We start from the raw sequence: 12,797 nt of genomic DNA on the forward strand, positions 1-12,797 counted from the left end.
ATAAAAAAATCATAAAAATCAAACAATGTCCGAACGAAATGTGATTTATACAATAATAACCCTACTTCTCAAAGTTTTTGTCACAAAACCAAGACTATTAACTGCTATTATTTAATTCTTTTTAATAAGATTTTTTTAACATATTCTCAGTTTCATATGTTAATATTCTAAAAAAGTCGTAACTTATTAGTATCTAAACTCATAAACAGAATCGCCATGAAAAAAATACTTGGAATAGTTTTCTTGATGTTGTTTTTGGTATCCGCGACCGAAATTGCATCCACAAAAATTCAAAACCCCAAAACCCTGGAAGGTACTTGGGAATTAGTAAGTTTTAACAATTACGATGGTAACGATGTTGTAAAGACCATACCACCAACCGATGGCTACCGTCAAATTAAAATGTATTATAATGGAAAGGTAATGTGGACCCGATATGTCCCTACAGATTCCATTGAATGGTTTGGTTATGGCTCTTATAAAGCCACAGATAGTACCTTGACCGAAAAATTGGAGTATATGTCCGCATCCATGAAAAAAGTTGCCAATGAAAATATGGAATGGCATATGGAGCTCCAATTGGAGGGGGATAAATACAGCCAGATCTTTGTAGACGCGGATGGAAACCGAATAAATTCTGAAAACTACAAACGTCTAAACTAGAATTAGGTTCTAGTATGACTTTCTAGTGAGGTATAAAAAATTTACGCCCCATGACTAAAAAAACGATCTGTACTTGGAACTTAGTTCCGTGCACAGATCTTTTTCCATTGCCCATAATTCAAGTGATTTATTGAATTTTAGACCTCCTATTTCAAATATCGTCTAGGACGAAACTTCTTGATGACTTTCAATGGTCGCCAAATATCGTTCCGCATCAAGTGCTGCCATACAGCCGGTACCGGCAGCAGTAACAGCCTGTCTATATTCCTTGTCCTGGACATCGCCGCTCGCAAAAACGCCAGGCTTACTAGTTTTGGTAGTTTTACCTTGGGTAATTAAATACCCAGTTTCATCCATTTCCAGTTGTCCCTTAAAAATATCGGTATTTGGTTTATGCCCAATTGCAATAAACAATCCTGTAATGGCGATGTCTTCTTTTTCTCCGGTAACATTATTCACCATTCTTAAACCTTCCACTACCTGATCACCCAAAACGGTATCTACTTCCGTATTATAACGAATTTCAATATTGTCCAAGCTGTTCACCCTATGCTGCATAGCCTTTGAAGCACGCATTTCGTCCCTTCGTACCAACATAGTCACTTTTTTACATATATTGGCCAAATAAGAAGCCTCTTCAGCAGCAGTATCCCCTGCCCCCACAATAGCTACTTCCTGTCCTTTATAAAAAAAGCCGTCACATACGGCACATGCCGAAACGCCACCACCACGAAGCTTTTGTTCACTAGGGATACCTAAATACTTCGCCGTTGCCCCTGTGGAAATAATTACGGTTTCCGCTTCTATAACCTTGCTATCGTCTATGGTAACCTTGTGTATTCCACCAACTTCATCGCTAAAATCAACAGCGGTAGCCATACCAATACGGACCTCAGTACCAAATCTTTCGGCCTGTTGCTGTAGTTGAATCATCATTGTAGGTCCGTCAATTCCTTCTGGGTATCCAGGAAAGTTATCCACCTCTGTTGTCGTAGTCAATTGTCCACCTGGTTCCATTCCAGTGTACAACACCGGCTTTAAATCTGCCCTAGATGCATATATAGCCGCAGTATAGCCTGCAGGTCCCGAACCAATAATCAACGTTTTTAAACGCTCTACTTTATCTGCCATAATAAAAAGCTTCTATTATACTTGTTAGAAAGCAAAAGTAGGATTTTCAATAAAAAACTTAAGTGAAAAGTTATAAAAAGTTATTATAAAACTAGTTGTTTAAACTATGGATGCTACCCTTGTAACGGAAATGTTCCTTTTTGTTGCAAAATTGGGAATAGGTTTATTTAAGAAAGAAACCTGTCATTGCCTTAAGGGAAATATATAAGCTCACTAATATTACTTAATTTATCTATCCTAACAAGTGATAAGGTAAAACCATAAAAGGGATACTTGAATGAAAACCAATTTGATTTATTACCGGTTTTAAAAAAAGATTCTCCAAAAAGCTGTGCTTGTTCTTTACCATTACCAACATTTGGGGATGCAACTCGGATTGAATACTATTAATGGCTTCTATGATACCTTGATCGGGCAGTTCATGAAATTTATGTTTCGTTTCCGAAAGTAAATGACCCAATGTGTTCTTGTTCTTTTTCTGCTCTTCGTTGAGCTCATAACTGGATCGTACATGCAAAATATCCAACGTTGATTTATGCACCTTGGCTATGAACAATACCTGCTTTATCAATTCAAAATTGTATTCTATTTCATAGTCGGTTGGAAATAGAATTTTTGTGGGCATCTTAACATCAAAATCAAAAGGTACGGCCAATACAGGGCATTTTGCCCTTTTTATGGTATGCACTGTACTACTGCCTAAAAATATTTCTTTTGCCCCAGTAGCCCCTTGGGTTCCCATAATTAAAAGGTCTATTTTTTTACTTTCTACCAGTTCATCAATAGCCTCCATCAGAACACTAAAGGCACTATAGGTCTTAAAATGATGTTTCGGGTTATTGAATTCAGAAATGACCTTTAATTTTAGACCATCCAATTTTGTTTCGGAATCTGTACGATAAATATCCCCCAACCCCAATTGTCCCGGACTGTGCAATAAATACTCGGACTGATAAATAGCAGGAGTATAGGTGTGCAAAAAATAAAAGTTACAATTCTCATCTTTAAGCAAACGAACTGCATAGGAAATAGCTTTATAGGCATTGTCGGAAAAATCAGTGGGAATCAGAATATTTTTCATCTCTTCGTTATTTATTTATAATAAATTATGGCAAAAGTAAGTCCGTGTTATGCAGTTCATATAATACTTACCTTCAATGGACTATGAACCACACATAACCAAATAAGCTTCAAGTCCCTTTCCTAACAATTTTCCAATAAAATTAAAGAGAACAAAACGATTAATTCATGATTTTAATCAGTTTCACACATTGTGGTTTTTTATATTTTTACCTTGATATTTATTAGGGTGTCCAATATTTTTGGAATATGTATTGCTAAAATACCCATTACCAGTATCCATTACATTTGGTTCGACAATCGATAAGAATAAAGAAAATAAATAACTGCTAAGTGAAATTTATAGACTACTACAAAATCTTGGGATTGGACAAAAGCGCCAGTCAAAGCGAAATAAAAAAGGCGTATCGGAAATTGGCCAGAAAACATCATCCAGATGTTAACCCCAATGACAAGGAAGCCGAAAAAAAGTTTAAGGAAATCAATGAAGCCAATGAGGTACTTAGCGATCCGGAAAAACGTAAAAAATACGACAAGTACGGAAAGGATTGGGAGCACGCGGAAGAGTTTGAAAAAGCTAGGGCATCTCAACAATCGGCCTATGGAAGTGGTGGCCAAAGTTATTCGCAAAGTTATGGGGAACAAGATTTCTCGGATTTTTTCGAATCTATGTTTGGAGGTTCTGGTGGCTTTTCAGGAAGAAGCAAAGCTGGTTTTAGAGGCCAGGATCTCAACGCCGAGTTAAAATTGCACCTTAGGGATGTATTTACGCCCCATAAGCAAACACTTAATGTAAACGGTAAAAATATTAGAATCACCGTCCCTGCCGGAATCGAAAATGGGCAAACCATAAAAATTAGTGGTCATGGCGGGCCCGGACATCAGGGGGGGCCAAAGGGTGACCTATATATTACCTTTGGAATCATAAATGATACCGCTTTTAAAAGGGATGGGAATAACTTATATACTAAGGTAAACCTGGACTTATACACTGCCCTTTTGGGCGGTGAAATAATGGTGAATACCTTTGACGGACAGGTAAAATTAAATGTTAAGCCAGAAACGCAGAACGGCACCAAAGTTAAATTAAAAGGCAAGGGCTTCCCTGTATATAAAAAGCCAGATGTTTATGGGGATTTATATATTACCTACAATCTTGTTACTCCAACCAATTTAACCGCCAAAGAAAAAGGACTATTTCAGGAATTGGCCAATCTGAGAAAATAATTTAACTATGAAAAGAGAAACCCGCACTAGGGCATCAAACAATCACATTCATAAAATGTAATCCTTATGGAACAGGAATATATACTTATCACCGACTTTTGTACGAGTCATAATATAGAAACCCATTTCGTAATGGAGCTTTATGAGTACGGACTGGTAGATGTCATAGTCAAAGAAGACATACACTATATACCTATTCAACAACTGCCGAAAGCGGAAAAAATACTAAGACTACATTCCGATCTCGATATCAACCTGGAAGGCATTGCGGTTATTACCCGACTTTTAAATAGGATGGAAAAAATGCAAAATGAAATTACCCAACTAAAAAATAAATTGGACCTATATAGTTAGGGTTAAACGAACCAAAAAGCTGTATTTCCCATTGGTATAAAAAAACGAATGTTTGATCAATCTCAAACCAGATATATGCTCCAGGCCATTAAAAATGTAATAATAATATAATTGCTCAAAACTGATTTAAATCATTTTGGACATGGACTTGGATGCCTAATTTCGTATAGATTAATAAAAACCTTGATTCCATGACCACATTGCTTAAAGTTGAACAGCTTATTTCCGAAGAAAGCAAAAACATTATTTCCAGAAACCTAAGTCGGATTTTGGATTTAAGAATATTGGATATTGATGTTATCAATAAGACAATATCACTGGTCTACAACAACCCCTTTGTATTGGACAAGGCAAAAAAGGAATTGGGCCGAGTGGGCTATTCCCTGGAAACCCAACTACCCCTTTAAACTCCTTTGTTCCTATACACGGAGGGGATTTCTATAATTTTTGAGTATTATAATTTACTTAATTCAGCCTAAACTGCTATAGTGTTCATTGGATAATGACTTCATAGTTTCAGCTGCCTGTTCGGCCGTAATATCGCGTTGTGGATTGGCAAACATTTCATAACCTACCATAAACTTTTTTACAGTAGCCGAGCGCAATAAAGGTGGGTAAAATGACATATGGAAATGCCATTCCGGATGGTCCGTGCCATCTGTAGGTGCCTGATGTATACCTGCAGAATATGGAAAGGAAGTGTTGAATATATTATCGTACTTAATAGTAAGTTGTTTTAGGATTTCGGCGTAGGAAATCTTCTCCGATTCCGAAAGCAGACCTATATGTGCCAATTTTCTTTTGGGGAGGATCATAGTCTCATAAGGCCATACTGCCCAATAGGGAATAAGCGCTACAAAATGCTCGTTTTCGACTATAATACGCTCCTGCAACTTTAATTCCTGCTCAATATAATCCTCCAAAATACTTCTCCTGTGGGTCTCCCAATAAGCTTTAAGACTTTCTATTTTCTTTTGGACTTCCTGTGGAATTTTATTTTGTGCCCAAATTTGTCCGTGAGGGTGAGGGTTACTACACCCCATTATGTCCCCTTTATTCTCAAAAATTTGCACGTGATTAATGCCTACTTTAGCACCCAGTTCTTTATATTCTTTTTGCCAAAGTGAAATTACTTCCGCAATGTCCGGAACTTCCATTAAAGGTAAGGTCAGGGAGTGATTGGGCGAAAAGCAAACTACCTTACAGATACCTGATTCGGATTCGGCGAACAATAATCCATTTTTATAAGACTCTTCTTTTACATTGGGCAATAGGGCAGAAAAATCGTTGACAAAGGAATATGGTTTTTCGTAACTGGGATTAAACTCCCCTCCCATTCTTTCGTTAGTGGGGCAAAGATAGCATGAAGGCTCATACACGGGTAAGTCTTTAGTAGCACTTTTTTCGGTCTTTCCCTGCCATGGCCTTTTGGTCCTATGGGGAGAAACTAAAATCCATTCTCCCGTTAAAATATTTAACCTTCTATGGGGATTGTCATTAAAACTATTTGTCATTTCGTTTTTTTTCGTATGTGTGTTCCAGCACTAGGTTGTACCTCAAAAGCATCCAATTCAATATTGAAAGCCTCTTTATATGCCTTGGTGGCTTCCCGAACAAACGCATCCACCTTGTCTTTATGCACAATGTTCAAGGTGCAGCCTCCGAATCCACCACCCGTTTGTCTAGCCCCTAAAACGGCCTCGTACTGTTTGGAAAAATCAACCAAAAAATCAGATTCAGGACAGCTCACTTCGTAGAGTTTGCTGATCCCTTCATGTGCCTCGTATAGTAAGGTTCCAAAAAGATTTAAATCATTGGCCTTTAAAGCATTTGCCGTTTGTAAAACCCTATCATTTTCACTAACAATAAAACTGCATCTTTTAAAAAGCGTTGCATCCATTGTCTGCTTAAATTCTTGAATCATATTAGCCGTTACATCCCTTAACGACCTTACTTCCGGATATTGTTTCTGAATTATGGCCACGCCTTCCTCACACTCCCGCTTTCTCGTATTATACTCACTGGAGGCCAGGTTGTGCGACACTTTGGTATTCAGCATTATCATCCGATATGGATCAATATGTATCGGGATTTGCTGATGCTCCTGCGACTTGCAATCCAACAAAATTACATGTCCCTTTTTGCTCATTACGGAAGCAAATTGGTCCATAATTCCACATTGGGTTCCTACGAAAGTATGCTCCGCCTTTTGCGAAAGCTGGACTATATCCATTTTGGAAAGTCCTAGATCAAACAGTTCATTGAGCCCAAATGCCAGTCCACATTCCAAGGCCGCGGACGAACTAAGCCCTGAACCCATTGGTAATTTACTTTCAATGGTACAGTCGAACCCCCTTAACTTATCAGTTCTCAACAAAATTTCATTTAAAACGCCAAGAATATAATTCTCCCATTCCACATTGCTCCGGGCAATTTTATCCAATTGAAGGGAGAACCCTGTATTGTAACCCAAACTATAAAGGTTACATTCCTTATCCGAATTGTTCCTAATGAATTTAAAGGTAATTTTCTTCTCTATGGCCGTAGGCAATACATACCCAAGGTTATAATCTGTGTGTTCCCCAATCAAATTGATCCTTCCAGGGGATTCAACAATCAGCTCAGGGGTGAAATTTATAGGAAACGGCATATACTTTTAGTGTATTAAGCTGCAAATATAAAAAAATAACTTTTATAAATGTATAATTTACGTTTATAATAAACGTGTATTCTGCCAAAATCTATCCTTATAACCTCCTAACAAAAAAAAATCCCCAGGCCAAGCCAAAGGGGATTTAAAACTTAAAATATTTTAGAAAACAATGTTATTCCTCTGTAAGCATGTCCACAGTAGCTACAGTCCTGAATCCTAGATGCTCCAAGGAAGAATCCAAGCTAGAGGCCATCCTGGAAGATATTCTGTAACTGGCACAATAGGAAGCGTTACATAAAAAAGATCCTCCCCTCATTACCTTCTCCTTGGCATAGGGCATATTGGGATTATATGCAGTGGCTGCTCCTTGAGGGTTTACTACGGGACCATTCAATGCGCCCAATTCGTTGTAATAATTGGTATTGTACCAATCGCTGGTCCATTCCCAAACATTACCGGCCATATCGTAAAGACCAAAGTCATTGGGAGGGTAAGTTTTAACTTTTGCCCGTTGTTCAAAACCATCCGCTTTAACATTGGTTACCGGAAATTCGCCTTCCCAGGTATTGGCCATTTGGGATAAAATGGAATCGTCATCGCCCCAAAAATAGATACTTTCCGTTTTATTACCTCTTGCAGCTCTTTCCCACTCAGCTTCTGTAGGCAATCTTCTACCGGCCCATTGGCAATATGCCAGGGCATCCTCGTAGGCAACTTGTACTACAGGTTCGTTATCTTTTCCCTTTATGGAACTTCCAGGTCCGTTGGGTTGTTTCCAATTGGCCCCAATAGTCCAGTTCCACCATTGTGAAAAGTCGTAAAGGTTGGGGACAGAAGTTTTAGTTTTTTTAAAGGTCAATGACCCTGGCTGCAAAATGGAATCATGGGGTTTGGGAGTACCCTCTGGGACCTGTGTTTTCATTTCCTCCCAATCTATTGCCCGCTCCGCTACAGTAACATAGCCTGTTTCCTTAACAAACTTTGCAAATTGGGCATTGGTCACCTCTGTAACATCCATAAAAAAACCATTGACCTTAACTTTGTGGGCAGGTTTTTCATGATCCATAGCCATTTTATCTTGGGGTACCGCACCTTGCGTAAACTCACCTCCCGGAATCCAAACCATTCCGTCGGGTGCCTTTATATTTTCCGGTTTTTCTATCAAAATAGGAGTTGTGTCGACCACTGATTCCGCAACCTCCGATATTGGAGCACTACCTTCAACTTTATCGACCGACTTCTTATCCTCCTTACATTGAACCATCAAAGCCAACATAAAAAGGGCACCTAAAACATTAATTTTTTGCATTCTATAGTTTTTAATACTCACAAATGTAAAGAACCAAAATGATTCTATTCCCCTTGGGGAATAAATTTCATGTCATTAGGTGTTGACGCCATTTTCATAATGGCATTAAATATATACTGGCAAACCTGTTTTTGTCCCTCAAAGTTAATCAGCTCTACCGTATCCTCTGGAGTATGGTATTGTGGATGCCCACCTGTATGGATTCCAAGTACGGAAATATTTTTTTTATAAAAAGAAACATGATCCGAACCTCCCACAGAGCCAGCATGAACTACAGGCGACAAACCTAATGGAGGTCCCAATTCCTTCATTAAGTCTACGCCCCCTGGAAAGGTTCCAGCTCCGCCCATATAGACCTGCTTGGCATCGTTTAACCTGCCTACCATATCCATATTGATCATTAATTTAATCTGTGATAATGGAACAATAGGATTGTCTGTAAAATATTTGCTGCCTAAAAGTCCCTGTTCCTCTGCCCCAAAAGCGACCAACAAAATACTTTTTTTTAACTCTGACCTTTGGGCCATTAGCTTCTCCCCTATTTCCAATAATGCCGAAGTACCACTTGCATTATCATCCGCACCATGGTGTATCCTGATTTTATCCGACTTTGATGACGGTCCACCCCCCATTCCCAAATGATCATAATGGGCCCCCAAAACAATATATTCATTCTTCAATAATGGATCATTACCCTCGATAAAGCCTATAACATTCCATGTCTCAACGGCATTTTTGGGTACCTCCCCTTTCTTTACCCTTAATTGGGCCACAAAGGGCTGCTTATAAGATTTCATAAAGGGAGATATACCCGCCTTTTTAAAATCCTTTATTATATATCTGACAATCCTTTTGTTAATTTTTCCTCCGGGATATCTCCCCGAATTTTTATCGGCCGTTAAATAGGTAATATGTCCTTTTAGTTCATCAGTAGTAATGTCATCCTGTGCAATGCAAATATTGAAGCAACTCTGCAACAGAATATAAACAATAAATAATCTCATCTGATATTTGTCTTTATCTGTTTTCTTTAAAATCTATACGTTCAAATTTTTCTGGTAAAGTAATCCCTTTATGTTTCCATTTTGTCAATAATTCATTGAGGTTGCTACGGAAAACGGAATAGTCTTTTTTCCTTTTGGATGTCCAACCAACTTCTGCATATGCTGCCAATCTTGGGAAAACCATTTTATCCATGTCATTTGCTCCAGGTATCCATTCTCCCCACATTTGACACCCGCTTCCTATAACTTTTGAGTGAAAACTTTCCTCCAATCCGTCAGGTATGGGGTCAAAGCTATATGCTTTCTCCAAAGGAATATATTCGTAGGAATAATCCAAATAGGTATATTCATGATAAGAATTTACGATGTCATAACCTTCTTGTACCGCTTTTGACACCAAGTCCAAGTTGCCCTTCCAAAAATGAACCAAGGTGTTTTTTGCCAAACTTTCTTTTGCCTCCATATCAGAAGATTCCTGCCATTCATGTACATTCTCTCCTAGAATTTCATTCCATCCCATCATTCGATGTCCATTTTTATTTAAATAGTTTGAAATTCTGTTCGTAAAGAAAATATGCAAATCGGCCGGAGATGCCAATCCATTTTCTTTCATAAAATCTTGAATTTCCCCTGATGACTTCCAGGCATCGAACTTTACTTCATCTCCCCCTATATGGATAATATTACTCGGGAATAAATCCATAACCTCAGATAGTACATTTTCAAGAAAATCGTAAACCCTCGGATCTGACACATTAAAAGAATCTGGAAGCTTCCCAAATACTGTGGGTACCTCAGATAGTTCTCCTATGGTACCCAACCATGGGTAGGCTGCTATAGCAGCTGATGCATGACCTGGCATTTCAATTTCAGGAATTATTGTTATTTGTCTTTTTTTTGCGTAAGCAATTATTTCCTTAACCTGCTCCTGGGTATAATATCCTGAATGTGGAACATTGGATCTTACTTCACTATCCCAACCCCCAATCTGGGAATTGGACCTGCTAGACCCCACCTGTGTTAATTTGGGATACTTTTTAATTTCCAATCTCCAGCCTTGGTCATCTGTCAAATGCCAATGAAACACATTCATTTTTAGAAGTGCCATTTCATCCAACAACTTTTTAACCTGCTCCATTCCTTTAAAATAACGTGCTTCATCCAGCATAAAGGCACGCCACCCAAATCGTGGACGATCTTCAATGTTAATTCCTGCAACAGATAAATTCGCCTTCTTGGATAGCGTATCTTTCTCCAATAACTGTTGCAATGAGATAATACCATAGAATACACCTTTACTAGTTCCTGCAAAAATAGATATGGCACTATTGTCTACCTTTAATTTATATCCCTCATCTCCCAATTCCTCGGCCAATTGGGGATCCAGGTTTAGGATAATTCCGTTTCCTCCTCCTTTATTGATCTTCAGTTCCTTCTGATGTTCAGCTATTAATAATTCTTTAAGATAATTGGCATTCTCCAAGTTGGCACTATCCGCTATAATGGGAGTATCTGATTTAATAGTAAAGCTACCTTTTCCCTTATAAGCCTTTAAAGGCTGTGGAATAATCCCCGTATTTTGGCTTCGGACGGATATCGCCAAAAGCAAAACTAGTGGTAAAACAATGCTGGTTTTATTCATAATCCTTATAGATGAATTTAAGATATTTAATATTTACATTAGCACGCCAGACATATTTCACCGTTACTGATCAATAGTGCCACAATTGGCCCCAATGATTTACAGACCTTCCATGAGGGCTGGTATCCTGAACTTTTCAATGCTGGGTTCGGTATGCTGGCTTTCCAATATTTTGGCTGCTTTTTCCAGTATTTCCGGATGTTGATCCGCCACGTTTGTTGTTTCCTTTATATCTGTTCTAAGATTATACAGTTCCAAGGTAGGCTTATTCTTTGTGTCCTTCAGATGGGTTTTTACCAGCTTCCAATCGCCCATTCTAATAGCCAACTGTCCTCCATATTCCGGAAACTCCCAATAAAGAAAATCGTGTTTCTTTTGATTCTCTTGAGAAAGCATGGTGGGTAAAAAACTTACCCCATCCGTATAGCTTGGTTTTTCATAACCCGCAACATCGGCCAAAGTGGCCATTACATCATAATGTACAGAAATATGATCCGTTTTACTGGCCGCTTTTATTTGTCCTGGCCAAGTTGCAATCATAGGTACCCGAATCCCACCTTCATAAACAAAGCCTTTACCTCTACCATACTCACTTCTAAAAGGTTTTGCACTATCAAACCAAGGCGAGTCGGTTCCACCATTAAAAGTGGGCCCATTGTCCGAAGTAAATATAATAAGGGTATTGTCATAGAGTCCGTCCTCCTTCAATTTGGCAACCAGTTTTCCTATATTCTCATCCAGGTAAGAAACCATGGCAGCATAACCGGCTCGGGGGTTTTGATGAGGAAAATATCCTCTTTCCCCTAAGTAGGGTTCTTCTTCCCCAAATTTATTTTTATAATAATCCACCCATTTTTGTGGAGCTTGTATGGCCGCATGCGGTATTGGTGTGGCCCAATAGATAAAAAATGGGTTCTCCTTATTTCTATCTACAAAGCCTTTAAGCTCATTAAACATAAGATCGGGTGCATAGTCGTTCAATGTATAGGGCGCATAACTCTCCGGATCGTTGATATCTGCTCCTTTAGGCAATTTGGTATTTGGGGCAATGGTATCATTGTTTAAATGAACCCTATTTTCATTCTTGTACAAATGCAATGGATAATAGGTGTGGGCCTGTCGCTGACAATTATATCCGAAAAAGAAATCGAAGCCCATTTTTGTGGGAATGGAATTGGTATGGGGTGCGCCCAATCCCCATTTACCGAACATGGCCGTACCGTAACCCACTTCCTTTAACTTTTTAGCTATGGTAACGGTGCTATCAGGCATAGGGCGTTGTCCCTCCAAAACGGAATCTTTGGCCATGGCCCTATAATTCCATACCTCCCCACGTTCTCCCCATTCCTCATTGCCACGAATATGTGCATGCCCGGAATGGGTACCGGTCAACAACATATAACGTGCAGGGGCACACACAGGAGCACTGGTATAATGCTGGGTAAACAACATCCCTTCTTTGGCCAGGGCATCAATATTGGGGGTCTCGATTTTTTCCTGTCCATAGGCCCCAACTTCAGCATAGCCCAGATCATCAGCGAGAATGTAGATAATATTTGGTTTTCGGGATTCCTCGGAAAGGCCTTCCTTTTTACTTTCATCCTTACAAGAAAATAGGACTAATGGAATTAGGATTAAAAAGGTTATTTTTTTCATTCTTAGTTTATTTCTGGTTTTTGGTTTTTGGTAAAGGATTCTGGCTTCCAAGGAATCAACGATACTCCATACAATCAA

At 38.8% G+C, this 12,797-nt stretch carries 12 protein-coding genes; 4 read left to right on the plus strand and 8 right to left on the minus strand.

All coding sequences use genetic code 11. From position 1 onward, the window contains the following. The first annotated feature begins 216 nt into the window (after nt 1-216). A complete protein-coding gene (locus tag LV92_RS16030) occupies nt 217-663 on the plus strand; it encodes a hypothetical protein (protein ID WP_111624628.1) in 447 nt (148 codons plus the stop codon). Nucleotides 664-825: 162 nt separating this feature from the next. On the opposite strand, the gene trxB is transcribed toward LV92_RS16030, so the two are convergent. Further along, nucleotides 826-1,794 (minus strand): thioredoxin-disulfide reductase, encoded by a 969-nt coding sequence (gene trxB, locus LV92_RS16035; RefSeq protein WP_111624629.1) that lies wholly within the window; start codon nt 1,792-1,794, stop codon nt 826-828. 232 nt (nt 1,795-2,026) lie between these two features. Further along, nucleotides 2,027-2,875 carry a universal stress protein gene (locus LV92_RS16040; RefSeq protein ID WP_111624630.1) on the minus strand — a complete coding sequence of 283 codons (849 nt, stop codon included), beginning with the start codon at nt 2,873-2,875 and terminating at the stop codon, nt 2,027-2,029. 332 nt (nt 2,876-3,207) lie between these two features. Between LV92_RS16040 and LV92_RS16045 the strand changes: the two genes are divergently transcribed. From LV92_RS16045 to LV92_RS16055, 3 genes are all read left to right on the plus strand, one after another. After that, nucleotides 3,208-4,101, plus strand: coding sequence for a DnaJ C-terminal domain-containing protein (locus LV92_RS16045; protein WP_111624631.1), 894 nt, complete (start codon nt 3,208-3,210; stop codon nt 4,099-4,101). A gap of 66 nt (nt 4,102-4,167) precedes the next feature. Beyond that, complete coding sequence (locus LV92_RS16050; protein ID WP_111624632.1) at nt 4,168-4,455, plus strand: chaperone modulator CbpM; 288 nt, start codon at nt 4,168-4,170, stop codon at nt 4,453-4,455. A 191-nt stretch (nt 4,456-4,646) separates the two neighbouring features. Further along, nucleotides 4,647-4,862 (plus strand): hypothetical protein, encoded by a 216-nt coding sequence (locus tag LV92_RS16055; protein WP_111624633.1) that lies wholly within the window; start codon nt 4,647-4,649, stop codon nt 4,860-4,862. A 63-nt stretch (nt 4,863-4,925) separates the two neighbouring features. On the opposite strand, the gene LV92_RS16060 is transcribed toward LV92_RS16055, so the two are convergent. From LV92_RS16060 to LV92_RS16085, 6 genes are all read right to left on the minus strand, one after another. Continuing rightward, nucleotides 4,926-5,969, minus strand: coding sequence for a UDP-glucose--hexose-1-phosphate uridylyltransferase (locus LV92_RS16060; RefSeq protein WP_111624634.1), 1,044 nt, complete (start codon nt 5,967-5,969; stop codon nt 4,926-4,928). Continuing rightward, nucleotides 5,966-7,105: a galactokinase gene (gene galK / locus LV92_RS16065; protein WP_111624635.1), complete on the minus strand. Its 1,140-nt coding sequence runs from the start codon at nt 7,103-7,105 to the stop codon at nt 5,966-5,968. The genes LV92_RS16060 and galK overlap by 4 nt, the downstream gene beginning before the upstream one ends. A gap of 175 nt (nt 7,106-7,280) precedes the next feature. After that, entirely contained in the window at nt 7,281-8,417 is a 1,137-nt protein-coding gene (locus LV92_RS16070; RefSeq protein WP_245946407.1) for a formylglycine-generating enzyme family protein, read from the minus strand. A 44-nt stretch (nt 8,418-8,461) separates the two neighbouring features. After that, nucleotides 8,462-9,421 carry a M28 family metallopeptidase gene (locus LV92_RS16075; RefSeq protein WP_111624636.1) on the minus strand — a complete coding sequence of 320 codons (960 nt, stop codon included), beginning with the start codon at nt 9,419-9,421 and terminating at the stop codon, nt 8,462-8,464. Between the two features lie 13 nt (nt 9,422-9,434). Beyond that, complete coding sequence (locus LV92_RS16080; protein WP_111624637.1) at nt 9,435-11,063, minus strand: beta-N-acetylhexosaminidase; 1,629 nt, start codon at nt 11,061-11,063, stop codon at nt 9,435-9,437. Between the two features lie 99 nt (nt 11,064-11,162). Then, the gene (locus LV92_RS16085; RefSeq protein ID WP_111624840.1) at nt 11,163-12,719 is read right to left on the minus strand and encodes an arylsulfatase; all 1,557 of its coding nucleotides are present in this window, start codon (nt 12,717-12,719) and stop codon (nt 11,163-11,165) included. Nucleotides 12,720-12,797 lie beyond the last annotated feature (78 nt).

The sequence above is a fragment of the Arenibacter echinorum genome (assembly GCF_003259375.1).
GTDB classification, from domain to species: Bacteria; Bacteroidota; Bacteroidia; order Flavobacteriales; family Flavobacteriaceae; genus Arenibacter; species Arenibacter echinorum.